General features: G+C 69.3%; 18 protein-coding genes and 1 pseudogene. 11 read left to right on the plus strand and 8 right to left on the minus strand.

All coding sequences use genetic code 11. The features are described from left to right. Positions 1-76 precede the first annotated feature (76 nt). Positions 77-496: pseudogene (locus ACZ6ZQ_RS08365) on the plus strand (ABC transporter permease); the annotation flags it as partial. Between the two features lie 29 nt (positions 497-525). On the opposite strand, the gene ACZ6ZQ_RS08370 reads toward ACZ6ZQ_RS08365, so the two are convergent. Further along, entirely contained in the window at positions 526-1,197 is a 672-nt protein-coding gene (locus ACZ6ZQ_RS08370; protein WP_469767782.1) for a FadR/GntR family transcriptional regulator, read from the minus strand. 190 nt (positions 1,198-1,387) lie between these two features. Here ACZ6ZQ_RS08370 and ACZ6ZQ_RS08375 point away from each other — a divergent pair, with 190 nt between their 5' ends. Continuing rightward, on the plus strand, positions 1,388-4,189 hold the full coding sequence (locus tag ACZ6ZQ_RS08375; protein ID WP_469767783.1) for an NACHT domain-containing protein: 2,802 nt from the start codon (positions 1,388-1,390) through the stop codon (positions 4,187-4,189). A gap of 69 nt (positions 4,190-4,258) precedes the next feature. On the opposite strand, the gene ACZ6ZQ_RS08380 is transcribed toward ACZ6ZQ_RS08375, so the two are convergent. From ACZ6ZQ_RS08380 to ACZ6ZQ_RS08395, 4 genes are all read right to left on the minus strand, one after another. Then, entirely contained in the window at positions 4,259-5,866 is a 1,608-nt protein-coding gene (locus tag ACZ6ZQ_RS08380) for a glycerol-3-phosphate dehydrogenase/oxidase (RefSeq protein ID WP_469767784.1), read from the minus strand. Between the two features lie 15 nt (positions 5,867-5,881). After that, positions 5,882-7,411, minus strand: coding sequence for a glycerol kinase GlpK (gene glpK / locus ACZ6ZQ_RS08385; RefSeq protein WP_469767785.1), 1,530 nt, complete (start codon positions 7,409-7,411; stop codon positions 5,882-5,884). Between the two features lie 37 nt (positions 7,412-7,448). Beyond that, entirely contained in the window at positions 7,449-8,237 is a 789-nt protein-coding gene (locus ACZ6ZQ_RS08390) for an MIP/aquaporin family protein (protein WP_469767786.1), read from the minus strand. A 256-nt stretch (positions 8,238-8,493) separates the two neighbouring features. Continuing rightward, positions 8,494-9,258, minus strand: a complete 765-nt coding sequence (locus ACZ6ZQ_RS08395) for an IclR family transcriptional regulator (RefSeq protein WP_469767787.1) — start codon at positions 9,256-9,258, stop codon at positions 8,494-8,496. A gap of 241 nt (positions 9,259-9,499) precedes the next feature. Here ACZ6ZQ_RS08395 and metH point away from each other — a divergent pair, with 241 nt between their 5' ends. The 4 genes from metH (at position 9,500) to ACZ6ZQ_RS08415 (ending at position 17,741) form a co-directional block, all read left to right on the plus strand. Beyond that, positions 9,500-13,078, plus strand: a complete 3,579-nt coding sequence (gene metH, locus ACZ6ZQ_RS08400; protein ID WP_469767788.1) for a methionine synthase — start codon at positions 9,500-9,502, stop codon at positions 13,076-13,078. Positions 13,079-13,306: 228 nt separating this feature from the next. Further along, a complete protein-coding gene (locus tag ACZ6ZQ_RS08405; RefSeq protein ID WP_469767789.1) occupies positions 13,307-14,008 on the plus strand; it encodes an HAD family hydrolase in 702 nt (233 codons plus the stop codon). 482 nt (positions 14,009-14,490) lie between these two features. Beyond that, positions 14,491-16,092 (plus strand): ABC transporter substrate-binding protein, encoded by a 1,602-nt coding sequence (locus ACZ6ZQ_RS08410; protein WP_469767790.1) that lies wholly within the window; start codon positions 14,491-14,493, stop codon positions 16,090-16,092. 59 nt (positions 16,093-16,151) lie between these two features. Beyond that, positions 16,152-17,741: an ABC transporter substrate-binding protein gene (locus ACZ6ZQ_RS08415; RefSeq protein WP_469767791.1), complete on the plus strand. Its 1,590-nt coding sequence runs from the start codon at positions 16,152-16,154 to the stop codon at positions 17,739-17,741. A 119-nt stretch (positions 17,742-17,860) separates the two neighbouring features. On the opposite strand, the gene ACZ6ZQ_RS08420 is transcribed toward ACZ6ZQ_RS08415, so the two are convergent. Both ACZ6ZQ_RS08420 and ACZ6ZQ_RS08425 read right to left on the minus strand, forming a co-directional pair. After that, complete coding sequence (locus tag ACZ6ZQ_RS08420) at positions 17,861-18,532, minus strand: response regulator (RefSeq protein ID WP_453667334.1); 672 nt, start codon at positions 18,530-18,532, stop codon at positions 17,861-17,863. Positions 18,533-18,703: 171 nt separating this feature from the next. Beyond that, entirely contained in the window at positions 18,704-19,663 is a 960-nt protein-coding gene (locus ACZ6ZQ_RS08425) for a RecB family exonuclease (RefSeq protein ID WP_469767792.1), read from the minus strand. Between the two features lie 133 nt (positions 19,664-19,796). Between ACZ6ZQ_RS08425 and ACZ6ZQ_RS08430 the strand changes: the two genes are divergently transcribed. From ACZ6ZQ_RS08430 to ACZ6ZQ_RS08440, 3 genes are all read left to right on the plus strand, one after another. Then, entirely contained in the window at positions 19,797-21,044 is a 1,248-nt protein-coding gene (locus ACZ6ZQ_RS08430) for a site-2 protease family protein (protein ID WP_469767793.1), read from the plus strand. 143 nt (positions 21,045-21,187) lie between these two features. Continuing rightward, entirely contained in the window at positions 21,188-22,099 is a 912-nt protein-coding gene (locus tag ACZ6ZQ_RS08435; protein WP_469767794.1) for a tRNA (adenine-N1)-methyltransferase, read from the plus strand. A 200-nt stretch (positions 22,100-22,299) separates the two neighbouring features. Further along, positions 22,300-22,872, plus strand: coding sequence for a hypothetical protein (locus ACZ6ZQ_RS08440; RefSeq protein ID WP_469767795.1), 573 nt, complete (start codon positions 22,300-22,302; stop codon positions 22,870-22,872). Between the two features lie 15 nt (positions 22,873-22,887). Here ACZ6ZQ_RS08440 and ACZ6ZQ_RS08445 read toward each other — a convergent pair whose 3' ends face one another. Next, positions 22,888-23,166, minus strand: a complete 279-nt coding sequence (locus ACZ6ZQ_RS08445; protein WP_469767796.1) for a ferredoxin — start codon at positions 23,164-23,166, stop codon at positions 22,888-22,890. A 257-nt stretch (positions 23,167-23,423) separates the two neighbouring features. Between ACZ6ZQ_RS08445 and arc the strand changes: the two genes are divergently transcribed. Together arc and dop are read left to right on the plus strand one after the other, a co-directional pair. Further along, positions 23,424-25,190, plus strand: coding sequence for a proteasome ATPase (arc, locus tag ACZ6ZQ_RS08450; RefSeq protein ID WP_469767797.1), 1,767 nt, complete (start codon positions 23,424-23,426; stop codon positions 25,188-25,190). Between the two features lie 272 nt (positions 25,191-25,462). Beyond that, on the plus strand, positions 25,463-26,974 hold the full coding sequence (gene dop, locus ACZ6ZQ_RS08455; protein WP_453668532.1) for a depupylase/deamidase Dop: 1,512 nt from the start codon (positions 25,463-25,465) through the stop codon (positions 26,972-26,974). Positions 26,975-26,998 lie beyond the last annotated feature (24 nt).

Here is a 26,998-nt window from a genome sequence, read left to right on the forward strand (position 1 = left end):
ACCTCGCCGGTCCCGCCGCGGCCGCCGTCACGGGCACGGCACTCGCGGTCGACGGCGGAATGCAGGGCCTGCGCCTGCGCCCCTGGCGTATCTGCGCCATGGCCGCGCGCTGTACGCGATCGGCGGGAACCCGGAGGCGGCGCGGGCCGCGGGCATCCGGGTCGACCGGATCACCTGGATCGTTCTCGCCGTGGGCGGGCTGCTGGCCGCCTTCGCGGGCATCCTCTACACCGGCCACTACGGGTCCGTCGCGGCCACCCAGGGAAACGGCTGGATCTTCCAGGTCTTCGCCGCGGCCGTCATCGGCGGGATCAGTCTGAAGGGCGGCCGCGGCACGCTGTTCGGCGCGCTGACCGGTGTCCTGACGCTCCAGCTCGTCGTGAACGTCATGACGCTCGGCGGGGTGCCGGCGCTGTGGAACCAGTTCCTGAACGGGGCGATCATCATCGTCGCGCTGGTGATCTCCCGGTTCGCGAGCGGGGAGAAGCAGGACTGACGGGTCCGGGGGCGCTGCCCCCGGACCCGTCACGGCGTCGACCGGAGCCACTGTTCCACGCTCGCGATGTGCACCGTCGCCCACGACCGGGCCGCTTCGGCGTCACGGTCGCGGAGCGCGGCCAGGATCGCCCGGTGCTCGTGGAGCGTACGGCTGACCGCGTCCTCCTGGGTCAGCCCACGCCACACCCGGGCCCGGGTGGTCGGCCCGGAGAGGCCGTCCAGGAGCGAGCAGAGCACGGAGTTGCCGGAGGACTGGACGATCCCGCGGTGGAACTCCAGGTCCGTGGCGACCAGTTTCTCCACCGACGGCTGCGGCCCCAGGGCGTCCAGTTGCGAGCCGAGCACATCCAGCTCCGCCTCACTGATCCTGGACGCCGCCATCGCCGTCGCGGCCGGCTCCAGAATGCGGCGTACGGCCAGGAACTCCAGGACCGTGTCGTCCCGGTGGAAGTCCACCACGAAGCTCAGCGCCTCCAGCAGCAACTGGGGGTCCAGGCTGGTCACATACGTACCGTCGCCCTGGCGTACGTCGAGAATGCGGATCAGCGACAGCGCACGCACCGCCTCGCGCAACGAGTTCCGGGACAGGCCCAGCTCGGCGGCGAGTTCGCTCTCCTTGGGGAGCCGGTCGCCCGGCCGCAGCGCGCCGGAGACGATCATTCCCTTGATCTTCTCGATTGCCTCGTCCGTGACAGCCATGGCCCGCCTCCCGCTCAGACATCCGATGTCTGCGTTCATTATGCGGCTCCCGGGGGCTGAGGTGTGCCGCAGTGCGGGAAGGGGTCCCGGGGGGCACGCCCCCCTTCCCGCTCGGCAGCGCTCCCAACTCTGCGGGAAATCGCGTGAATTCGCCTGACGGGCTCTGGTGCGGGCGATGAGAATCCTCACCATGGGGACTCGACAGGGCGAGCAGGACGGGCGGGACGAGGGGGACCGGCAGGGAGAGTGGGGCGCTCGGGACGCCCGGGACTCGCGGGACAACTGGCGCCCGCCCACCGAGGTGCGCAACATCGTCCGGGACAGCACGGTCGAGTACCTCATCCAGGCAGGCCACGTAGGGGGCGACATCGTCGTCAACCTGCCGGCTCCCGCCGCACCCGTGGACACGGCCGCCGAGGAGCTCGCCCGTGCCGTGCACGCCCAGTGGTCGGCCGAGGTCGCCGCCTGGGAGCTGGGCGACATGGAGTCCCCGCTGTCCGTGCGCTTCCTCGCCCGCTGGGTCGCCGGGCCCGGCGACCCAGCGGACACCGCCGGTGGTGACGGGCGCGCCGCCGGCACCGACGCACGCGCGGTACGCAGCGACCGCGCCGACGCCGTCGTGGACAGGCTTCAGGCCCTTCCCGTCCGCCGCCTGGTCGTGCTCGGCGGCCCGGGCTCCGGAAAGTCGACCTTGCTCGCCATGACGGCCCTGCTGCTGGCCGGACGCCATCTCGGTGACGTCACCCGCGCAGCGGCGGGCGACCGCACGGTGCCCGTACCGGTCCTCCTCTCGCTGGAGTCGTGGGACGCGGAGAACGTGGCGTTCGCGGACTGGCTCATCACACGCATCACCGCGGACCACCCGGGGCTGCCCCGGCTGGACGGCGTGCACCCGGCCAGGCGCCTGGTCCGGGACGGCCGGATTCTCGCCGTCCTCGACGCACTCGACGAACTGCCGGAGCACCGCCGCGTCGCCGTTGTCCGCGAACTGAACGCGGCGCCCCGCCGGCTGGGCTGTGTGCTGGCCTCCCGAACCGAGCAGTACCGGGCCCTGGAGCAGCGGCTCGAAGGAGCTTCCGACATCGAGGCGCTGCCGGTCCGGCAGCGCGACGCCGCCGTCCATCTGCTGCGGACGGCTTCCCCGGAACGGCACGCCCAGTGGGGCCCGGTCGTCGACGAGTTGGCCGACCACCCCGAAGGCCCCCTCGGCCAGGCCCTGTCCACACCCCTGATGATCTGGCTGGCCCGCCGCGCCTACCGCCGCCGGCACACCGACCCGGCGCATCTCACGGACCGCGCCGCGCTCCCCACTCGGGAGGCCGTCGAGAAGCACCTGATGGACGCGGTGATCCCGGCCGCCTTCGAGCCCCGTGCCTCCGACAGCGAGCGTCTGCACGCCCCGGGCGGCTGGAACCCGGCCCGGGCCCGCGGATGGCTGGCGTTCCTGGCGCGCGAGCTGCAGCGCCGCCGCACGTCCGAGTTCGCCTGGTGGCAGCTGAACAGGGCGACCGCGGCCCGGCTGCTTGCCGTGCCGACGCTCCTGGCCCTCGGGATCGCGGCGACCGAGTCCGTGCTCGCGGCCTCGGCCTGGGTCCAGGACCACCACGGTGACCCGGTGTACTTCCGCATCGATCTGTTCGAGCGGAACTACGTGTTCGGCGGGTTCGTGTTCGGCTCCGGGATCCGGGTGGCCCAGCTGTACTGGTTCGGCGACCGGTTCGGTGAGCCACGCCGCCGGGCCAACCCGTTCCGTTCGGGGGCGGCCCTGCGCTCCGCATCGCGCCCGGTCTCCGTGCGCCGTGGCCTGACCGCTGCCGCCGTCCTGCTCGTGCCCAGCCTGCTGCTTCTGTGGTCCGCACTGAGTACGCACGATCCGGACGCGTTCACGGCCCAGGCCGTCCTCGGCTTCGTCCTGCCGACCCTGCTGATGGTGGTGATCGCGGCGCCGTCGGACACCACCGACGCGGCAACCCCCGACACCTTGCTGACCAGTGAGCGCCGCACGGCCCTGCTCACCCTCGCCCTCGTCGCCCCGCTGATCGGCCTGGGTACCGGAGCGCATCGCCTGCTGACCGGCCACGGTGCCGTGGACGCGGGGGTCGCCTTCGCCAAGGGCTTCACCGGCGCGGCACTGGTGCTCGCCCTGCTGAGTCCGTGGAGCCTGTGGGTCGTCTCCAAGGCGTGGCTCGCCGTCCTCGGACGGGTGCCGTGGTCACTGATGGAGTTCCTGCGCGACGCGCACGGAGCGGGACTGCTCCAGCGGTACGGCGGAACCTACCGCTTCCGCCACCTCAGACTGCAGGAGCACCTCGCGCCGCGACCGGAGCCGAGGGCGGCCGTCACGGCACCCGGGCAGCAGCCGCTCACGGTCACCGGACCACAGCCGCGGCCCGTCCCCGGGCCTGCGGCGTCCGAGCCGCTGCCCAGGTTCTCGGAGATCCTCGACGCTGTGCCGCCGATGCACGGCCTGCCCGGCTGGACCGTCGTCTCCAACGACCGGGAGTACGTGCTCTCCGGACGTGAACGACGGGTGCCCCTGGGCCACTGGGTGCTGTGCGGGGTCTTCGCGGTCGTCGCACTGATGCGTACCGCCGTGACCGGCAACTGGGACACCTGGATCGGCTGGACCAGCGTGCTCCTGTGGCCCTGTCTGGCCCTCTTGATCAATATCGTGGCGTTCCTGCTGCCGAAGGTGCGTACGACCCTGCGGATCGACCCCTGCGGAATCACTGCCGGCCTCGGCCGGCGCAGTGCCTCGTACGCCTGGCGCGATGTCGTCGCCGTGAGCGTCCGCCAGGTCGTCGTCCGGGGCAGGAACCAGCGGACGTACGGTCCGCACGTGCGACTGCGGCCGGGCGCGCCCGAGCCGCCCGCGGTCTTCCGCGGCACGGGCGGCTGGTACCTGGTGATGCCGTTGCACATCCGTCCCGCCATGCCACCCGACATCGTCGACGCCCTCCGCCATTTCTCCGGCGGCAGATGGCAGGAGTGAGGGGCGATGACAGGAGTGAGGGGCGGCTCCCTCGCGGCAGCCGCCCCTCGAATGCGCCCCACCCTGCGGCTACTTGCCGTTCAGCAGGTCCGTGACCCTGGCCCGGACGTCTTCCGTGTCCAGCCCCCGGATCGTCAGCGTCGTACGGCGGCGCAGCACGTCGTCCGCCGTCTCGGCCCACTCGTGGTCGCGCGCGTAGACGACCTGCGCCCAGATCTCGGGGGCGTCCGGGTGGATGCGCTCGGCCAGTTCGGGGTTGTCGTTCGCCAGCCGCGCGATGTCGAAGGACAGCGAGCCGTAGTGCGTGGCCAGGTGGCGCGCGGTGTCCGCGGCCATGCGGGGGCCGGGTGCGGGACCGTCCACCAGCAGACGGTGGGCCACCGCCCGCGGGTTGGCGATGCCCGGCAGCGGGAGCTTCTTCGGCAGCTGCGAGATCGGCTCCATGTCTTCGGCGAGCGGCCGGCCCGGCAGCTCGGCCAGCTTGTTCATCACCGTACGGCCGATGTGGCGGAAGGTCGTCCACTTGCCGCCGGCCACGGACAGCATGCCGCCGCGGCCCTCGGTGACGACCGTCTCGCGCTTGGCCTTCGAGGTGTCGCCGGGACCGCCCGGCAGCACCCGCAGACCCGCGAAGGAATACGTGATCAGATCGCGGGACAGCTGCTGGTCGCGGATGGAGAAGGCGGCCTCGTCCAGGATCTGGGTGACGTCCTTCTCGTTGACCGCGACATCCGCCGGGTCGCCCTCGTACTCCTCGTCGGTCGTACCGAGCAGCAGCATGTCCTCCCAGGGGAGGGCGAAGGTGATGCGGTACTTGTCGATGGGGGTCGCGAGGGCGGCCTTCCACGGGGAGGTGCGCTTCAGCACCAGGTGCGCGCCCTTGGACAGCCGGATGGAGGGTGCCGCGTTCGGGTCCTCCATCTTCCGCAGGTGATCCACCCACGGGCCGGTCGCGTTGAGCACGAGCCGGGCGCCCACACCGAACTCGGTGCCGTCCGTACGGTCCTTGAGCTCCGCGCCCGTCACCCGGCCCTTGGTGAAGCGCAGCCCGGTGACCTCGGCGTGGTTGAGGACGACCGCGCCCGCCTCGACGGCCGCGCGGACCGTCATCAGCGCCATCCGGGAGTCGTTCATCTGGTCGTCGCCGTACACGGCGACGGCCTTCAGATTCTCCGTACGCAGCTCGGGCACATCACGCTGCGCCTTCGCCGCGGATATGACGTGACCGACGCCGTCGCCGAACGCGGAGAGCGCCGAGTACGCGAAGACGCCCGCGCCGAGCTTGGCCGCACCGTGCGGTCCGCCCTTGTAGACCGGCAGATAGAAGGTGAGCGGATTGGCCAGGTGCGGGGCCACCTGGCGGGAGACCGCACGCCGCTCGAAGTGGTTCTCCGCGACCAGCTTCACCGCGCCGGTCTGCAGATAGCGCAGACCGCCGTGGAGCAGCTTGGAGGAGGCGGAGGAGGTGGCGCCGGCGAAGTCACCGGCGTCCACCAGCGCCACCCGCAGCCCGGCCTGCGCGGCATGCCAGGCAGTGGAGATGCCCAGAATGCCGCCGCCGATCACCAGGAGGTCGTATGTCGCCTTGGCAAGCTGCTCCCGGGTCTCGGCGCGGCTCGGCAGGGAACCGGAGGCCGGGTGCGTCCCCAGGGTGGGAACGCTCTGCAGGGTGGTCATTGTCGATAGCTCCAATCAGCTCTCGTCGTGCTCGATCCAGCCCATGGTCCGTTCGACGGCCTTGAGCCAGTCCTTGTACTCGCGCTCACGCTTGTCGGCATCCATGTGGGGGGTCCACTCGGCGGCCCGGCGCCAGTTGGCGCGAAGAGCGTCGGTGTCCGGCCAGAAGCCGACGGCCAGGCCGGCGGCGTAGGCGGCGCCGAGGCAGGTCGTCTCGGCGACCATCGGGCGCACCACGGGGGCGTCCAGGAAGTCCGAGAGCGTCTGCATCAGCAGGTTGTTGGATGTCATTCCGCCGTCGACCTTGAGCGCGGTCAGCTCGACACCGGAGTCCTTGGTCATGGCGTCCGTGATCTCACGGGTCTGCCAGGCGGTTGCCTCGAGAACGGCGCGCGCGATGTGCGCCTTGGTGACGTACCGGGTGAGTCCGGCGATCACACCGCGGGCGTCGGAGCGCCAGTACGGGGCGAAGAGACCGGAGAAGGCCGGGACGAAGTACGCGCCGCCGTTGTCCTCGACGGACGCGGCGAGCGTCTCGATCTCGGGGGCGGAGTTGATCAGGCCCATCTGGTCGCGCATCCACTGGACGAGCGCGCCGGTGACGGCGATGGAGCCTTCCAGCGAGTACACGGGCGGCTGGTCGCCGATCTTGTACCCGACGGTGGTGATGAGCCCCGAGTAGGAGTTGATGATCTTGTCGCCGGTGTTCATCAGCAGGAAGGTGCCGGTGCCGTACGTGGACTTCGCCTCGCCCTCGGCGAAACACGTCTGGCCGAACAGTGCGGCCTGCTGGTCACCCAGCGCGGAGGCGACCGGGATGCCGTCCAGGACGCCGCCCTTGACGTGGCCGTACACCTCGGCGGACGAGCGGATCTCCGGCAGCACCTCCATGGGGACCTCCATGGACTGGGCGATCTTCTCGTCCCACTCCATGGTGTGGAGGTTCATCAGCATGGTGCGCGAGGCGTTGGTGACGTCGGTGACGTGGTGGCCGCCCTCGACACCGCCCGTGAGGTTCCAGATGACCCAGGAGTCCATGGTGCCGAAGAGGATCTCGCCGCGCTCGGCGCGCTCACGCAGGCCCTCGACGTTGTCCAGCAGCCAGCGGACCTTCGGGCCGGAGAAGTAGCTCGCCAGCGGCAGGCCGGTCTCGCGGCGGAAGCGGTCCTGGCCGACGTTGCGGCCGAGTTCCTTGCAGAGCGCGTCGGTGCGGGTGTCCTGCCAGACAATGGCGTTGTGGACGGGCTCACCGGTGTTCTTGTCCCAGAGGAGAGTGGTCTCGCGCTGGTTGGTGATGCCGACGGCCTTGACGTCGGCGGCGGTGATGCCCGCCTTGTTGATGGCGCCGGCGACGACCTCCTGGACATTGGTCCAGATCTCTGCGGCGTTGTGCTCGACCCAGCCCGGCTTCGGGAAGATCTGCTCGTGCTCCTTCTGGTCGACGGCGACGATCCGGCCGTCCTTGTCGAAGACGATGCAGCGGGAAGAGGTGGTGCCCTGGTCAATGGCTGCGATGAAGGGGCCGGCGGTGTGTGCGTCGGTCACGGTGTGCTCCTGAAAGTCTGAGGGAAGGACGTACGGCTCAGGCGAACGCGATCTGGTAGATACCCGCGGCGAGAGCGGAACCGATCAGCGGTCCCACGACGGGGACCCAGGCGTACCCCCAGTCGGAGCCGCCCTTGTTCGGCAGCGGGAGCAGGGCGTGCACGATGCGCGGGCCCAGGTCACGGGCCGGGTTGATGGCGTAGCCGGTCGGGCCGCCGAGCGAGAAGCCGATGCTGACGACGACGAAGGCGACGATCAGTCCGCCGAGCGTGCCGAGGCCCTTGCCGCTGTCGTTCAGGCCCATGGTGAGTACGGCCAGGACGAGCACGAGCGTGCCGATGATCTCGGTGGCGAGGTTCTGCCAGGCGACACGGATCTCGGGGCCGGTGGAGAAGATGCCGAGCACCGGACCGGCCTTCGGGGCGGCAGGCTCGGTGACCAGGCCCTCCTCGTGCGGCGGCGCGGCGAGGATCTCCGGGTCCGTCAGGTGGGCCCGGAACTGACCGTAGTAGGTGACCCAGGCCAGGAATGCGCCGAGCATGGCGCCGATCAGCTGGCCCGCGAAGTAGATGGGGACGTTGCTCCAGTCCCCGCTGGTGATCGCGATACCGAGCGTGACGGCCGGGTTGAGATGCGCGCCGGACAGCGGGCCCGAAATATAGACCGCTGTCATGACCGCGAAGCCCCACCCGAAGGCGATGGCGACCCAGCCGGCGTTCTGCGCCTTCGAGCGCTTGAGTACGACGGCGGCGACAACGCCGGCGCCGAGCAGGATGAGAACGGCGGTACCAATGATCTCGCCGATGAAGATGTCGGAGCTGGACACCCGCGACTCCTTTGTCCTTCGTCCAGGGGAAGGCGAACCAACGGGTCCCTCCGTGGTCCGCGCCCTCGGGGGTGAGAGCGATGCCGGCCCTTGGCGTTGCCACACTCTAGCGCTTATTGCCGGTAGGTGTTCGACAATGCCGACCGATGAACGGCAGTTTTGCCCTCTGGTTAATGCGACGTCAAGGGTTGTGTGGCTGAAACCCGTTTCGTTATCGATGGTGCGCCGGAACGGGCGGAATCGCCCGCCGTGAACGTCAGAACCGACCGGCGCCCAGGTCCCTGGAGACCGCACGGGCACAGTCCCGCACCGCCGCGACCAGGTCGGACCGCAGCTCCTCGCCCGCGCATACCCGCTCGACGGCGCCCGTGATGGCCACCGCGCCGACCGGCATCCGGCGCCGGTCGTGGATGGGTGCGGCCACCGCGGCGACGCCCTCCCAGGTCTCCTCCACGTCGGCGCCCCAGCCCCGCGCCCGGGTCAGGGCCAGCACGCTTTCGAAGTCCTTCAGGGTGGTCAGTGTGCGCGGCGTGAACGCCGTGCGGTCGACCTCCAGGGCCTCGGTGTGCGCCACCGGGTCGTATGCCGCCAGCACCTTCCCCAGTGCCGTCGAGTGCAGTGGCTGCATGGCGCCCACCTCCAGCACCTGCCGGCTGTCGTCCGGCCGGAAGACGTGGTGGACGATGAGCACGCCGTGCTGGTGCAGCACGCCCAGGTGGACGCTCTCACCGCTGGAGCGGGCCAGGTCGTCCGTCCAGACCAGTGCGCGGGCCCGCAGCTCGTGCACGTCCAGATAGCTGTTCCCGAGGCGCAGCAGCTCCGCCCCCAGCTGGTAGCGGCCCGAGGCCGGGTCCTGCTCGACGAAGCCCTCGGCCTGGAGGGTGCGCAGGATGCCGTGGGCCGTGCCCTTGGCCAGGTCCAGCGAGGACGCGATGTCGGACAGCCCGAGACGGCGCTCGCCACCCGCGAGCAGTCGCAGCATCGCCGCCGCCCGTTCAAGTGACTGGATGTTCTTCGCCATCGTTGCGGCCCTTCTCCCCGACATCGTTCGACAATGCTGAACACTATCGGCCGATACCGAATCAGTGTTACTGCCGGAACAGTGTGTCAAGACGCTGCGCACCCGGTCATCTCCGGGATCACCCGGAGTCCACCCCCTGGACCGGGCCGCCGTGTGCGACCGTGCCCGGCTACGCTGACCGAGTGCGCCTTCCGCAGGAAGCCGCAAAGCCGACAGCCGTCGCATCCCAGGGAGCACATCCATGGCCTCGTTGCCGACCCCTTCCGCCGACAGCCCGACTTCCGCAGGCAGTGGTACGTCCGCAGGTAGTGGTACGTCCACTGACAGCAGGACCCGCGCCGACGCCCTCCGCGCGGCGCTGGCCACCCGTGTGGTCGTCGCCGACGGGGCGATGGGCACGATGCTCCAGGCGCAGGACCCCACCCTCGACGACTTCCAGAACCTCGAGGGCTGCAACGAGATCCTCAATGTGACCCGCCCGGACATCGTCCGCTCGGTCCACTCCGCCTACTTCGAGGTCGGCGTCGACTGCGTCGAGACGAACACCTTCGGAGCGAACCTCGCCGCGCTGGGGGAGTACGACATCCCCGAGCGGGTGTACGAGCTGTCCGAGGCCGGCGCCCGTATCGCCCGCGAGGTCGCCGACGAGTACACCGCCTCTTCGGGACAGCAGCGCTGGGTGCTCGGCTCCATGGGCCCCGGCACCAAGCTGCCCACCCTCGGCCACGCCCCGTACACCGCGCTGCGTGACGCCTACCAGCGGAACGCCGAAGGCATGATCGCGGGTGGTGCCGACGCGCTGCTCGTCGAGACCACCCAGGACCTGCTGCAGACCAAGGCCTCGATCATCGGTGCCCGCCGCGCCCTGGACGCCACCGGCACGAACCTGCCGCTGATCTGCTCGGTCACCGTCGAGACCACCGGCACCATGCTCCTCGGCTCCGAGATCGGCGCGGCCCTCACCGCCCTGGAGCCGCTCGGCATCGACATGATCGGGCTGAACTGCGCCACCGGCCCGGCCGAGATGAGCGAGCACCTGCGCTACCTCGCCCGCCATTCCCGCATCCCGCTCTCCTGCATGCCGAACGCCGGTCTGCCGGTGCTGGGGAAGGACGGGGCGCACTACCCGCTCTCCGCCGCCGAGCTGGCCGACGCCCAGGAGACCTTCGTCCGCGAATACGGACTCTCCCTGGTCGGCGGCTGCTGCGGTACGACCCCGGAGCATCTGCGCCAGGTCGTCGAGCGCGTCCGTGACCTCGCCCCGACCCGGCGCGAGCCGCGCCCCGAGCCGGGCGCCGCCTCGCTCTACCAGACCGTGCCGTTCCGCCAGGACACGTCGTACATGGCGATCGGCGAGCGGACGAACGCCAACGGCTCGAAGAAGTTCCGCGAGGCCATGCTGGAGGGCCGCTGGGACGACTGTGTGGAGATGGCCCGCGACCAGATCCGCGAAGGCGCCCACATGCTCGACCTCTGCGTCGACTACGTCGGCCGCGACGGCGTCGCCGACATGGAGGAGCTGGCCGGCCGTTTCGCGACCGCGTCCACGCTGCCCATCGTGCTGGACTCGACCGAGGTCGATGTCATCCGCGCCGGCCTGGAGAAGCTCGGCGGGCGTGCCGTGATCAACTCGGTCAACTACGAGGACGGCGACGGGCCGGAGTCCCGGTTCGCGAAGGTCACCCGGCTGGCGCAGGAGCACGGCGCCGCTCTCATCGCGCTCACCATCGACGAGGAGGGCCAGGCCCGCACCGTCGAGAACAAGGTCGCCATCGCCGAGCGGATCATCACGGACCTCACCGTCAACTGGGGCATCCACGAGTCCGACATCCTCATCGACACGCTTACCTTCACCATCTGCACCGGTCAGGAGGAGTCCCGCAAGGATGGCATCGCCACGATCGAAGCCATCCGCGAACTCAAGCGCCGCCACCCCGAGGTGCAGACCACCCTGGGCCTGTCCAACATCTCCTTCGGCCTCAACCCGGCCGCCCGCATCCTGCTCAACTCCGTCTTCCTCGACGAATGCGTGAAGGCGGGCCTCGACTCGGCGATCGTGCACGCGAGCAAGATCCTCCCGATCGCCCGCTTCGACGACGAGCAGGTCACCACCGCCCTGGACCTGATCTACGACCGGCGCTCCGAGGGCTACGACCCGCTGCAGAAGCTCATGGAGCTGTTCGAAGGGGTCAACACCAAGTCGCTGAAGGCCGGCAAAGCCCAGGAACTCCTCGCCCTGCCGCTGGAGGAGCGCCTGAAGCGCCGCATCATCGACGGTGAGAAGAACGGCCTGGAGGCCGACCTCGACGAGGCACTCCAGGAGCGGCCCGCGCTCGACATCGTCAACGACACCCTCCTGGAGGGCATGAAGGTCGTCGGTGAGCTGTTCGGTTCCGGCCAGATGCAGCTGCCGTTCGTCCTGCAGTCCGCCGAGGTCATGAAGTCCGCGGTGGCCTACCTGGAACCGCACATGGAGAAGGTGGCCGACGGCCAGGGAGGGGCGGGCAAGGGCACCATCGTGCTCGCCACCGTCCGCGGCGACGTCCACGACATCGGCAAGAACCTCGTGGACATCATCCTCTCCAACAACGGCTACAACGTCGTCAACCTGGGCATCAAGCAGCCCGTCTCCGCGATCCTGGAAGCCGCCGAGGAGCACAGGGCAGATGTCATCGGCATGTCCGGCCTCCTGGTGAAGTCCACCGTGATCATGAAGGAGAACCTGGAGGAGCTGAACCAGCGCAAGCTGGCGGCCGAATACCCGGTGATCCTCGGCGGCGCCGCCCTCACCCGCGCCTACGTCGAGCAGGACCTGCACGAGATCTACGAGGGCGAGGTGCGCTACGCCCGTGACGCGTTCGAGGGCCTGCGCCTGATGGACGCCCTGATCGCGGTCAAGCGCGGCGTCCCGGGCGCCGCCCTCCCCGAGCTCAAGCAGCGCCGGGTCCGGGCCACGACGGCCGCGGTCGTCGACGAGGGCGTCGACGAAGGAGCCGTACGCTCCGACGTCGCCACCGACAACCGCGTCCCCGAGCCGCCCTTCTGGGGCACCCGGGTCGTCAAGGGCATCCAGCTCAAGGAGTACGCCTCCTGGCTCGACGAGGGCGCGCTGTTCAAGGGCCAGTGGGGCCTCAAGCAGGCTCGTACCGGCGACGGCCCCAGCTACGAGGAGCTGGTGGAGACCGAGGGCCGTCCGCGGCTGCGCGGCTGGCTGGACCAGCTGCACACCCAGAACATGCTGGAGGCGGCCGTCGTCTACGGCTACTTCCCCTGCGTGTCCAAGGGTGACGACCTGATCCTGCTCAACGACGACGGCTCCGAGCGCACCCGCTTCACCTTCCCGCGCCAGCGACGCGGCCGCCGGCTGTGCCTCGCCGACTTCTTCCGCCCGGAGGAGTCAGGTGAGCGCGACGTCGTCGGGCTGCAGGTCGTCACCGTCGGCTCGAAGATCGGCGACGCCACGGCCAAGCTCTTCGCGTCCGACTCGTACCGCGACTACCTCGAACTGCACGGACTCTCCGTCCAGCTGGCCGAGGCGCTCGCCGAGTACTGGCACGCCCGGGTCCGCGCCGAACTCGGCTTCGCCGCCGAGGACCCGGCGGACGTCGAGGACATGTTCGCGCTGAAGTACCGGGGCGCCCGCTTCTCCCTCGGTTACGGAGCGTGCCCGGATCTGGAGGACCGAGCGAAGATCGCGGAGCTGCTCGAACCCGAGCGGATCGGCGTCAAGCTCTCCGAGGAGTTCCAGCTCCACCCCGAGCAGTCGACCGACGCGATCGTCATCCACCACCCCGAGGCGAAGTACTTCAACGCCCGATAGGGCGCTGCCGCAGGGGTCCGGGGCCCGGGGGCCAGGGTCCGGGCGGGTTGCCCCGGTGGCACAGCATCGCCCGACAGGGCCCTTAAGGGACCCCGCAGGTCGCACCCGGGTGGCGTGCCGCGCGCTTCGACGGCGAGCGTCGTACACTGGTCGGTCCAGTGCAGGCCGGTCGTCCTCCCTCCACCGGGAGGGCGGCCGGCCTTCTCTTCCCTCATGGAGGTGTGCCGGATGACCAGTACGGTCCCCGCGTCCTTGACCCGCACGGCCGGGGGCTCCGCCCTGCAGGCGGTGTTCCTCGACATGGACGGCACCCTCGTGGACACCGAGGGCTTCTGGTGGGACGCCGAGGTGGAGGTCTTCGCGGACCTCGGCCACGACCTGGACGAGGCCTGGCGCGACGTGGTGGTCGGCGGTCCGATGACCCGCAGCGCGGGCTACCTCATCGAGGCGACCGGGGCGGACATCACCCTCGCCGAACTGACCGTGCTGCTCAACGAACGCTTCGAGAACCGCATCGGCCGCGGAGTGCCGCTGATGCCGGGCGCCGAACGGCTGCTCGCCGAGCTGGCCGCGCACAACGTACCCACCGCCCTCGTCTCCGCCTCCCACCGGCGCATCATCGACCGGGTCCTGGCCTCCCTCGGACGTGACCGCTTCGCACTCACCGTCGCGGGCGACGAGGTGGTCCGTACGAAGCCGCACCCCGACCCGTACCTCCTCGCGGCCCGGGGGCTCGGAGCCGAACCCGCCAGATGCGCCGTCATCGAGGACACCGCCACAGGTGTGGCCGCCGCCGAGGCGGCCGGCTGCCGGGTCGTCGCGGTCCCTTCCGTCGCGCCGATCGCGCCCGCCGACGGCCGGGTCGTCGTCGGTTCACTCGAGGAAGTCGACCTGTCGTTTCTGCGTACATTGATCACTCGAATGAACTGACGTATTCACCGAGCGTGTATGCGAATAACGCCGGAAACTCTCGGCAGCAGCCCGTGTATTTTCCGTAACCACGCATCGGCGTGACGTTCGTCACTCATCACCACTCGGTGCACTGCATAAATAGCCCGGTCCAGGCCGTCAGGGCCCGGTCTGGGGTGCTTCGGGCGTGCCCTTGTGTCCGGATTGATGGAGAGATGTACGAATCATTCCGACGCGTGAATATCGACATCCCGCTATGCCTGATCACCAGGCGTTTACGCCTCAACTTCGGCCCGGTCCAGCGTTCATGGTGCGGCCCACTAATCTCGTCGCGAGAACTTCGCCGCAGCAACGATGCGCCTCGGAGACCATCCAAGTCACCGCGGCAGCCACACCGATCGCTCTGTATCCCGGCCCCATCGCACCGCCCCGACCGGGCGGTGCGGCGGAGTGTCCCGTAACACCGCTGTATCCCAGTGAGGGATTGAGGGAGAACGTCCAGGATGAACCGCAGGACTCTGGTGCTGCCGGCCGTGATCGGCCTGCTCGCCCCCGCACTGGCCGCCTGTGGCAGCACGCCCGGTGGCTCCGGCGGAGGCGACGCCATAGTCGTGGGCACCACGGACCAGTTCGTCGCGACCGGCGATGCTCCCGCACCCTTCGACCCGGCCTACGCCTACGACACCGGCGCCTGGAACGTCCTGCGTCAGACCGTACAGACACTGATGCACATCCCGCGCGGCGGCGGCCGGCCGGTGCCCGAAGCCGCGTCCCGCTGCGGATTCACGGACACCGAGAGCGAGAGCTTCCGCTGCACCCTCCGTGACGGTCTGACGTTCGCGAACGGCAAGCCCGTCACCGTCGAGGACGTGAAGTTCTCCATCGAACGCGTACTCGACATCAAGTCCGACAACGGTACGGCCGCGCTTCTCTCCAACATCGACACCATCGAGGTCAAGGGTGAGGAGGAGATCGTCTTCCACCTCAGCACGCCCGACGCCACGTTCCCGTACAAGCTCTCCACGCCCGTCGCCGGCATCGTCAGCCGCGACGCGTACGACGGGAAGAAGCTCCGCGACGGCTTCCAGATCGACGGCTCCGGCCCGTACACCATGAGGGCCCAGACCGACGGCGAGAAGCTCGTCAGGGCGGTCTTCACCAAGAACCCCGCTTACAAGGGCGATCTGAAGGTCCGCAACGACAAGGTCGAGCTGCGCTCGTACCCCGACGCCGACTCCATGGGCACGGCGCTCGAGTCCGGTGACATCGACATGATGGCTCGTGTGATGTCCCCGGAGCAGATCAAGGACCTCGCCGAGCACCCCAAGGACGACATCGAGCTCAGCGAGATGCCCGGCCTGGAGATCCGCTACCTCGGCTTCAACACCAAGGGCCCGTCCGTGAAGGACAAGGCGGTCCGTCAGGCCATGGCCTCCGTCATCGACCGTGGCCGGATCGCGAGCAATGTCTACGGTGCCACCGCCCAGCCGCTCTACTCGCTGGTCCCGTCGAGCATCACCGGCCACACCAACGCGTTCTTCAACAAGTACGGCGAGCCGGACCGCAAGAAGGCCGCCGGCATCCTCGGCGACGCCGGGATCACCACCCCGGTGAAGCTCACCCTGCACTACACCAGCGACCGCTACGGATCCGGCACGGCCAAGGAGTTCGCGGCGCTGCGTGACCAGCTCAACGCCACCGCGCTCTTCGACGTCACCGTCAAGGGCACCGAGTGGGCGGAGTTCCGGCCCGCCCAGAAGCGCGGCGAGTACGCCGTCTACGGCCTCGGCTGGTTCCCCGACTTCCCGGACCCGGACAACTTCATTGCCCCGTTCCTGGACAAGGACAACTTCCTCAACACCCCCTATGTGAGCACCGCCGCGCGCGATCAGCTCATCCCGCAGTCCCGCCGCGAGGCCGACCGCAGCGCCGCGTCCGCCCCCTTCGCCAAGCTGCAGGACATCGTCGCCAATGATGTGCCGGTGCTGCCGCTGTGGCAGGGCAAGCAGTACGTCGCCGCCCGGACGGACATCAACGGCGTCGAGTGGACGCTGAACTCCTCCTCCGACCTCCAGTTGTGGGAGCTCGAGCGCGGCACCGCCTGACCTTCATCACCCCGGCCGCGAAGGGCGCGGCCGGCCACGAGAGCAAGAGGCAAGGATCTGTGAAGGCACGACTCAAGAGAACGACGGCTCCGCTCGCCGCGGGTCTGTCCGCTGTCCTGCTGGCGGGCTGCGGCTCGGAGCAGGGTGACGGCTCCGACGGCGACGGCGTCCGGGTGGCCGTCGGCATTTCCGACGAGGTTCTCGCCACGGACCCCGCGGACGGCTACGACCCGGGTTCGTGGCTGCTGTTCAACAACGTCTTCCAGTCCCTGCTGAGCTTCCCCAAGGGCGGCTCGACCCCGCAGCCCGAGGCCGCGGAGAAGTGCAACTTCGACAGCAGCGGCAGCACCGTGTACCGCTGCACGCTGCGCGAGGGCCTCAAGTTCAGCAACGGCAACAGCCTGACCTCGAAGGACGTCAAGTTCTCCTTCGAGCGGGCGCTGAAGATCGGCAGTGACTCCGGCCCGGGGCCGCTGCTCTCCACGATCGACAGCATCGAGACCCCCGACGAGCGGACGGTCGTCTTCCGGCTGAAGGTGCCCGACGCCACCTTCCCCAGCAAGATCGCCTCCGGTGCGGGATCCATCGTGGACCACCGCGAGTACCAGGCCGGATCCCTGCGCACCGACGGCAAGGCGGTCGGCTCCGGTCCGTACAAGCTCGACTCCTTCAGCGAGAAGGAGGCTGTCTTCTCGGTCAACCCCGAGTACAAGGGCACCGCTCAGGTGAAGAACACCGGCGTCACCCTCACGTTCTTCCGGGGCGACCAGCAGGGCCTCGGCTCCGCGCTCAAGCAGGGCGATGTCGATGTCGCCTACCGAGGACTGACCTCGCACGACATCGACGGGCTCAAGGGATCCGTGGCGGCCGGCGAGCAGGGCATCGAGGTCGTCGAGGGCGGCAGCGCCGAGGTCCAGCACCTGGTCTTCAACATGAAGGACCCGATCGCCGGCAAGCTCGCCGTCCGTAAGGCCTTCGCCTATCTCGTGGACCGCGACGCCCTGGTGCGGGACGTCTACAAGGGCACGGCCGAGCCGCTCCACTCGATCGTCCCGGCCGGAATCGCCGGCCACAACACCGCCTTCTTCGACCGCTACGGCGGCAGCCCGCAGCCCGACAAGGCCCGCAAGGCCCTGCGCTCGGCCGGCATCGACGAGAAGGTGAAGATCACTCTCTGGTCGACGCCGAGCCGCTACGGTCCCGCCACGGACCTGGAGATGCGGGCGATCGCGCAGCAGCTCAACAAGAGCGGGCTGTTCGATGCGGACGTCAAGTCCGTCGAGTTCGAGCAGTACGAGAAGGACATCCAGGCCGGTAAGTACGGCGTCTATGTGAAGGGCTGGGTCCCCGACTACCCGGACGCCGACAACTTCACCCAGCCGTTCTTCGGCGAGGGCAACGTCCTCGGCAACGGCTACGAGAACGAGCAGATCACCGGGAAGATCATCCCGGAGACCGCGGCCGTGGCGGACCGCTCGGCCACGGGCGACAAGTTCGGAAAGCTCCAGGACCTCGTCGCCGAGGATCTGCCGATCCTCCCGCTGTGGCAGGGCAAGCAGTACGCCGTCTTCAACGGCAACATCACCGGTCTGGAGTGGACGCTCGACGCGTCGACGGTCTTCCGCTTCTGGGAGATCAAGAAGGGCTGACGAAGACCGACAGCGAAGGGCTCGGTCCGCCTGGCGGACCGAGCCCCTTTGCTTACCGAGCCTTTGCTTACCGGGCCGTTCTGCTCATCTGGGCCCCTTGCCCACCCGAGCCGCTCCGGTCACTGGGCGCCGGGGCGCACCAGGCCGCTCTCGTACGCGTACACCGCGGCCTGCACCCGGTCGCGCAGGCCCAGCTTCGTCAGCACATGGCCGACATGGGTCTTGACCGTCGTCTCACTGACGAACAGATCCGCCGCGATCTCCGCGTTCGACAGCCCGCGGGCAACCAGTTTGAGGACCTCGACCTCGCGCTCGGTGAGCGTGTGGAGCGTGTCCGGGACGGGCTCCTCGCCGGACGGCAGATGGCCCGCGTACTTGTCGAGAAGCCGGCGCGTGATGCTCGGCGCGAGCATCGCCTCGCCCCCCGCGACCACCCGGATCGCCTGCACCAGTTCAGTCGCCGGGGCGTCCTTCAGCAGAAAGCCGCTCGCCCCCGCCCGCAGCGCCTCCACGACGTACTCGTCGAGGTCGAAGGTGGTCAGCACCAGCACCTTCGCCGGACCGTCCCGCTCCGGGCCGGTGATCTGGCGGGTCGCCTCCACCCCGTCCATCCGCGGCATCCGGATGTCCATCAGCACCACATCGGGCTGCAGCGCGCGCACCTGGTCCAGAGCCTGAAGACCGTCCCCGGCCTCACCCACCACCGCGATGTCCTGCTCGGCCTCCAGAATCATCCGGAATCCGGTGCGCAGCAGTGGTTGGTCGTCGACCAGTAGGACGCGGATAGCCACGAGATCTCCTCAAGAGTGCTGGACGGGGCCCATTCTGCCCTGACCCGGCACATGGCTCGCGGGCGGCCGTTCCGCCGGGACGGCAGGGACGTCCCCAGCCTCCGGGCGAAGCTCTGGGGGAGCTCGGGTACGGACCACCCGGCGCACCCGCAGGAGGCCTTGCTTATGCGCTTACGCCGGGGCCCCCGTCGGCCCCACCGGCAGCGGGTACGCCGGCGGCGTGCCGCCGAACTCCGGACACACCGCCTGGTGGTCGCACCAGCCGCAGAGCTTCGTCGGCCGTGGCCGCCAGTCGCCCGTCTCCGTGGCCTGCATGATCGCCTCCCACAGCGCCAGCAGCTTGCGCTCCACCCGCTCCAGATCCGCCATGACCGGGTCGTACGTCAGCACCTCGCCGCTGCCCAGGTACACCAGCTGAAGCCGGCGCGGCACCACGCCCTTGAGCCGCCAGATCACCAGGGCGTAGAACTTCATCTGGAACAGCGCGCCCTCGCTGTACTCGGGCCGGGGGGCCTTGCCCGTCTTGTAGTCGACGATCCGCACCTCGCCGGTCGGCGCCACATCGACCCGGTCGATCACCCCGCGCAGCCGCAGCCCCGACTCCAGCTCCGTCTCCACGAACAGCTCACGCTCAGCCGGCTCCAGACGCGTCGGATCCTCCAGCGAGAACCACCGCTCGACGAGCTGCTCGGCCTCCGACAGCCAGCGCGCCAGCCGCTCGCCCCCCGCGTCCTCGGCGAACAGTTCACCCAGCTCCGGCTTCGACTCCAGCAGCCGGTCCCACTGGCCGGGGATCAACGCCTTCGCCCGCGGCGCCGTACGCTCCACCGCCGGCACGTCGAAGAGCCGCTCCAGCACGGCGTGGACGAGCGTGCCCCGGGTGGCCGCCTCGCTCGGCTTCTCCGGGAGCTTGTCGATCACCCGGAAGCGGTACAGCAGAGGGCACTGCATGAAATCGCTCGCGCGCGAAGGCGACAGCGACATGGGCGGCCGGCTCCCCGGCACGGACGGCTGTCCTTCCGGCGGGGCCGGATGGCCGTCCGCCACCGAGGGCGGGTCGTCCAGGACGGGCGGCGGCACCGCCGAAGCGGGCACGCGGCCTTCCGCGGCGGGAGGCTGACTCGTACTCATGACTCAGACCCTACGGCCCGCCACTGACAGCGAGCGGCATACCATCGACGGCAGACCCTCTCGCACTGCATGATCGAGACAAGACCGAGCGAGCGACGCCTCGCGGCGCGACGTCTCGCAACGAAGGGAACCCGTGAAAGAGGACGAGGAGAGCGGTAGCAGCACGCGGCCGCGGTCCGGGACGGAGGCCTCGGACCCGGGAGGCGGAAAGCCGCAGCGCTCCACGGATCCGGGCGGCGGCATCCTCATGGGCCGTCCCTTCGGCGTGCCCGTGTACGTCGCTCCCAGCTGGTTCCTGGTCGCGGCCCTCATCACCTGGGTCTTCGGCGGGCAGCTCGACAGAGCCCTGCCCGAACTCGGTGGCGCCCGCTATCTCGTCGCGCTCTTCTTCGCGGTCGCCTTCTACGCGTCCGTGCTCGTCCACGAGCTGGCCCACACGGTCGTCGCGCTCCGCTACAAGCTGCCCGTACGCCGGATCCAGCTCCAGTTCTTCGGCGGAGTGTCGGAGATCGAGAAGGAGTCCGAGACACCCGGCCGCGAATTCGTCCTCGCCTTCGTCGGACCGCTGCTGTCCCTCGTCCTCGCCGGGGTCTTCTACCTCGGGATGTACGTCGTCGAGCCGGACACCGTCCCCCGTGTCCTGCTGGCCGGCCTGATGATCTCCAACCTCATCGTCGCCGCGTTCAACCTGCTGCCGGGACTGCCGCTGGACGGCGGCCGGATGCTGCGCGCCGTCGTCTGGAAGATCACCGGAAAGCCGATGAGCGGCACCGTGGCCGCCGCCTGGGTCGGCCGGGCGCTCGCCGTCGCCGTCCTCGTCGGCCTGCCGTTGCTCACCCACACCGGCGTGCTGGGCAACCCGAGCACGGAGCTCGGCGGCATGGACACCGTCACCGACGCCCTGCTCGCGGCCATCCTCGCCGCGATCATCTGGACCGGCGCGGGCAACAGTCTGCGCATGGCGCGGCTGCGTGAGCACCTCCCCGAACTGCGCGCCCGCACCCTCACCCGGCGAGCCGTCCCCGTCGAGTCCGACACCCCGCTCTCCGAGGCCCTCCGCCGCGCCAACGAGGCAGGAGCCCGTGCCCTGGTCGTGGTCGACGGGCACGGCGACCCCACGGCCCTGGTCCGCGAGAGCGCGATCGTCGGCGTCCCCGAGCACCGCCGCCCCTGGGTTGCCGTCAGCGGCCTCGCCCAGGAGCTCACCGACGGCATGAGGGTTCCCGCCGAACTGGCCGGTGAGGCCCTCCTCGACCGGCTGCGCGCCACCCCCGCCTCCGAGTACCTGGTGGTCGAGGAGACCGGCGAGATCTACGGCGTGCTCTCCACGGCGGACGTCGAGCGGGCCTTCGTCCAGGCCATGGCACGACCGAGGACCTGAGGGGCCGTTCTCCCCCTGCCCCTCGGCAGGGGGACTCCACCGGGACGTTCCGGCCGCCGGGGAACGGCAGCGTGCCCCTTCGGCCCGCTCGCCCGCATGCGGGCGCGGTCGGGAGCGTGACCAAGGCCCGGTACTCTGGTCACATGTCCGAACCGACCGGTGCCGCCCGCCGTCGCGGGCCCTTCAAGGTCGGGGACCAGGTCCAGCTCACCGATCCCAAGGGACGCCACTACACGTTCACGCTCGAGGCCGGGAAGAACTTCCACACCCACAAGGGTTCCTTCCCGCACGACGAGCTGATCGGTGCTCCCGAGGGCAGTGTTGTCCGTACCACGGGAAACGTCGCCTACCTCGCGCTGCGCCCCCTGCTCCCCGACTATGTCCTGTCCATGCCCCGCGGCGCCGCCGTGGTCTACCCCAAGGACGCGGGGCAGATCCTGGCCTTCGCCGACATCTTCCCCGGCGCGCGTGTCGTCGAGGCCGGTGTCGGATCGGGCTCGCTGAGCAGCTTCCTGCTCCGCGCCATCGGCGACGAGGGCATGCTGCACTCGTACGAGCGGCGTGCGGACTTCGCGGAGATCGCCAAGGGCAACGTCGAGCGCTACTTCGGCGGACCTCACCCCGCATGGACGCTCACCGTCGGTGACCTCCAGGACAATCTGTCCGACACCGACGTCGACCGCGTCATCCTGGACATGCTCGCCCCCTGGGAGTGCCTGGAGGCCGTCTCCAAGGCGCTCGTTCCCGGCGGCATCCTGTGCTGCTACGTGGCGACCACCACGCAGCTCGCCCGGACCGTGGAGTCCATCCGCGAGTTCGGCTGCTACGCGGAGCCGCAGCCCTGGGAGTCCATGATCCGCAACTGGCACGTCGAGGGTCTGGCCGTCCGCCCGGACCATCGGATGATCGGCCACACCGGCTTCCTCGTCACCGCCCGCCGTCTCGCGGACGGCGTGGAGCCCCCGATGCGCCGCCGCCGTCCGGCCAAGGGTGCCTACGGCGACGACTACGTCGGGTGGGGCGGAGGGAAAGAAGAAGCCCCGAACAAGGGCTGACCGCCCATCAGGGCTGACGCCCTTCACAACGCGACGGCGCCGCCGCCGAGTTCCCGGAGGACACATCGGAACTGGGCGGCGGCTCCTTTACGTTGGGCACGGCCCGTAGAGGTTTCGTACCCCCCTGTTCCCGCCTCCTGTGACGTGTGGCACTATGCGGGGCACCCCCACCGGCACCGTTGTTCACAGGAGACGCCTCAGTGCAGACCTCCGCCGTTCCGGATCTCGCGCACACCCACGCCCGCCCGGCACACTGGCTCGCCACCGCGACGGCGATGGCCGCGGTCGTCGCCGGGGCGGGACTGTTCCAGCCCGACCCCGCGAACGCCGGCCAGTCGGACTCCGGGATCGCGACAGCCGCGGCCCCGGCCCCGGACGTGATCGCCGTCGAGCTGCCGCTGGAGTGCGGCGGAGGGGGCACCCAGGTGGTCAAGAAGGCCTCGGGGGACCTCGACGGGGACGGCGGCGCCGAGACGGTCGTGGTGGCCCGCTGCGCGGCGGGCTCCGGCACCCCGCCGAGCGGCATCTATGTGCTGGCCCGGTCCACCGCCGGTGCACCGCGGGTGGTCGCGACCCTGCTGGAGCCCGCGAAGCGGCGCAGCGTCGCGGACTTCGCCGTCCGTGACGGAGCTGTCACGGCCACTCTCCTCGGCTACTCGTCGCCCGACGTGCCGAGCTGCTGTCCCGATCAGCAGGAGAAGGTCAAGTGGCAGTGGCGCGGGGGGAAGTTCGTCGAGTCCGGCGAGGGCGATTCCGCCACGGACGGTGTGTGACCGCTCACCCTGCGCCTATTCGGCGCCGGGTCCGTACACCTCCACCTTGTCCGAAACGCGGCGCACATGGATGCAGTCGCCCGGGCACTCCTTGGCGGAGTCGATGACGTCGGTCAGCAGCGGCAGTGGCACGGGCGTTGTGGCACCGGGCTCCTGCAACAGCTCGTCCTCCGCGCTCTTCACGTAGGCGAGACCGTCGATGTCCAGCTCGAAGACCTCCGGGGCGTACTGGGCGCAGATGCCGTCGCCGGTGCACAGGTCCTGGTCGATCCAGACTTCGAGACCGTCGTTCATGTCGCCTGCCGTTCCTGCGCGGTGTGTATCAAGCCGTGTTGTATCAATATGGGCCAGCCCTGACGGGTGTTGACCGTTCTGACGATACAACCGCCCGCTTTCCGATGTTGATGGGTGGGTATTCCCCTGGCGTGAGGGAGAGCGCAAGGGTGAAGATCGGACACACCCCTTCCGTCTTTGTGATCTAGGGGTTTCAATCACCACCCACCCAGGTAGGGTCAGGAAGCGTCCAGCTCCCCTTGGAGGAGGTGAGGACCGTGGCAGCCCACGACGACGACAACAACCGCGGCTTCCGGCCGGGACGGGGGTCTGAAGACCCTGCCGGCCAGGTTGCCTATCTTGAGCAGGAGATCGCCGTCCTGCGCCGCAAGCTCGCCGACTCTCCGCGTCATACGAGGATTCTCGAAGAGCGGATCGTCGAGCTGCAGACAAACCTGGCCGGCGTGTCCGCTCAGAACGAACGACTGGCGAACACGCTCCGTGAGGCCCGCGACCAGATCGTGGCCCTCAAGGAGGAGGTCGACCGGCTCGCGCAGCCGCCGGCCGGCTTCGGTGTCTTCCTGCAGCAGAACGAGGACGGCACCGCGGACATCTTCACCGGGGGCCGCAAGCTCCGGGTGAACGTCAGCCCCAGCGTCGAGCTCGAGGAGCTCCGGCGCGGCCAGGAAGTCATGCTCAACGAGGCGCTCAACGTGGTCGAGGCCATGGAGTTCGAGCGCGCCGGGGACATCGTCACCCTCAAGGAGATCCTCGAGGACGGCGAGCGTGCCCTGGTGATCGGGCACACCGACGAGGAACGGGTGGTCAGGCTCGCCGAGCCGCTGCTGGACATGACCATCCGGCCCGGCGACGCCCTCCTGCTCGAGCCGCGCTCCGGCTACGTGTACGAGGTGATCCCGAAGAGCGAGGTCGAAGAGCTCGTCCTCGAAGAGGTCCCGGATGTCGACTACGACAAGATCGGCGGTCTGGGCAACCAGATCGAGATGATCCGGGACGCGGTCGAGCTGCCGTACCTCTACCCGGACCTCTTCAAGGAGCACGAACTGCGGCCGCCGAAGGGCATCCTGCTCTACGGCCCGCCCGGCTGCGGAAAGACGCTGATCGCGAAGGCCGTCGCCAACTCCCTTGCCAAGAAGGTCGCCGAGGTGACCGGGCAGCCCGCGGGGAAGAGCTACTTCCTCAACATCAAGGGTCCGGAGCTCCTCAACAAGTATGTCGGTGAGACCGAGCGGCACATCCGCCTCGTCTTCCAGCGTGCTCGTGAGAAGGCGGGCGAGGGCACTCCCGTCATCGTCTTCTTCGACGAGATGGAGTCCCTCTTCCGCACCCGCGGCTCGGGTGTCAGCTCGGACGTCGAGAACACGATCGTTCCGCAGCTGCTCGCCGAGATCGACGGTGTGGAAGGCCTCGAGAACGTGATCGTGATCGGTGCCTCCAACCGGGAGGACATGATCGACCCCGCGATCCTGAGGCCCGGCCGGCTCGACGTCAAGATCAAGATCGAGCGTCCGGACGCGGAGGCCGCGAAGGACATCTTCGCGAAGTACCTCACGCCTTCGCTGCCGGTCCACGCGGACGATCTCTCGGAGCACACCGGTTCCAAGGAGGCGGCGGTCCACGGCATGATCCAGTCGGTCGTGGAGCAGATGTACGCCGAATCCGAGGAGAACCGCTTCCTCGAGGTCACCTATGCGAATGGTGACAAGGAAGTCCTCTACTTCAAGGACTTCAATTCCGGCGCAATGATCCAGAACATTGTGGACCGGGCCAAGAAGATGGCCATCAAGGCCTTCCTCGACCACAACCAGAAGGGTCTGCGGGTCTCCCACCTCCTCCAGGCGTGCGTGGACGAGTTCAAGGAGAACGAGGACCTGCCGAACACGACGAACCCGGACGACTGGGCCCGGATCTCCGGAAAGAAGGGCGAGCGGATCGTATTCATCCGCACCCTTGTCACCGGAAAGCAGGGCGCGGACACCGGACGCTCCATCGACACGGTGGCAAACACCGGTCAGTACCTGTAGATCGCAGACCGGCTGCGGATGCCTGGGGGTCCCCCCGCCGGAGGCAGGGGGGAAGGCATCCGCAGCCGCCTGCTTTCCATGGGCCCCGGACGGGTAATCGGACCACACAGGGCAATGACTGAATTGATCTCCCCACCAGCGCAGAGGCGTTCTAGGCTCTTCCGTACCGCCGAGTTGCGCAGTGCGGGGACGGGCGCCGCACACGCACCGGGGAACGAGCGGTACTTGAGCGCCGCTCCCGGACGGGAGCGCCGCCGGGCAAGGAGGGCCGCATGACCGTACGGCGAGTAATGGGCATCGAGACGGAGTACGGGATCTCCGTCCCCGGCCACCCGAACGCCAATGCCATGCTCACCTCGTCCCAGATCGTCAACGCCTACGCGGCGGCGATGCACCGGGCGCGACGCGCCCGCTGGGACTTCGAGGAGGAGAATCCGCTGCGGGACGCCCGCGGCTTCGACCTCGCCCGCGAGGCCGCCGATTCCAGCCAGCTCACGGACGAGGACATCGGCCTGGCCAATGTGATCCTCACCAACGGGGCCCGGCTCTACGTCGACCACGCCCACCCCGAGTACAGCGCCCCCGAGGTCACCAACCCGCGCGACGCCGTGCTCTGGGACAAGGCCGGCGAGCGGATCATGGCGGAGGCGGCCGAGCGGGCCGCCCAGCTCCCCGGCGCCCAGCCCATCCACCTGTACAAGAACAACACCGACAACAAGGGCGCGTCCTACGGCACGCACGAGAACTACCTGATGAAGCGGGAGACGCCCTTCTCGGACATCGTGCGGCACCTCACGCCGTTCTTCGTGTCCCGGCAGGTCGTCACCGGCGCCGGCCGCGTCGGCATCGGCCAGGACGGCCACGAGCACGGCTTCCAGATCAGCCAGCGGGCCGACTATTTCGAGGTCGAGGTCGGTCTGGAAACCACGCTGAAGCGGCCCATCATCAACACCCGGGACGAGCCGCACGCGGACGCCGAGAAGTACCGGCGGCTCCATGTGATCATCGGCGACGCGAATCTGTCGGAGATCTCGACGTACCTCAAGCTCGGCACGACCGCGCTGGTCCTGTCCATGATCGAGGACGGCTTCATCAACGTGGACCTGGCGGTGGACCAGCCGGTGAGGACGCTGCACCAGGTCTCCCACGACCCGACCCTGCAGCGCCTGATCACGCTGCGCAGCGGCCGGACACTCACCGCTGTCCAGTTGCAGATGGAGTACTTCGAGCTGGCCAGGAAGTACGTCGAGGAGCGCTTCGGCGTGGACGCGGACGACCAGACCAAGGACGTCCTGGTCCGCTGGGAGGACACTCTCAACCGGCTCGAGAACGATCCGATGAGCCTGTCCGGCGAGCTCGACTGGATCGCCAAGCGCGAGATTCTCGAGGGCTACCGGCGCCGCGACAGTCTGGACTGGGACGCGGCCCGGCTGCACCTCGTCGACCTGCAGTACGCCGACGTGCGCCCCGAGAAGGGCCTGTACAACCGTCTGGTGGCCCGGGGCAAGATGAAGCGGCTGCTGGACGAGCCCGACGTGGAGCGGGCCGAGAGCAAGCCTCCTGAGGACACCAGGGCGTACTTCCGCGGCCGCTGCCTGGAGCAGTACGCGGACGACGTCGCCGCGGCCTCGTGGGACTCGGTCATCTTCGATCTGCCGGGCCGTGACTCTCTGCAACGAGTGCCCACGCTGGAACCGCTGCGTGGTACACGCAATCATGTCAAGGAGCTGCTGGACCGGTGCCGTACCGCGGAGGACCTGGTACGCGTGCTGTCCGGAGGCTGAAATGGCCCGCGTCCGGGAATCATG

Source organism: Streptomyces sp. NPDC053673, assembly GCF_055585225.1.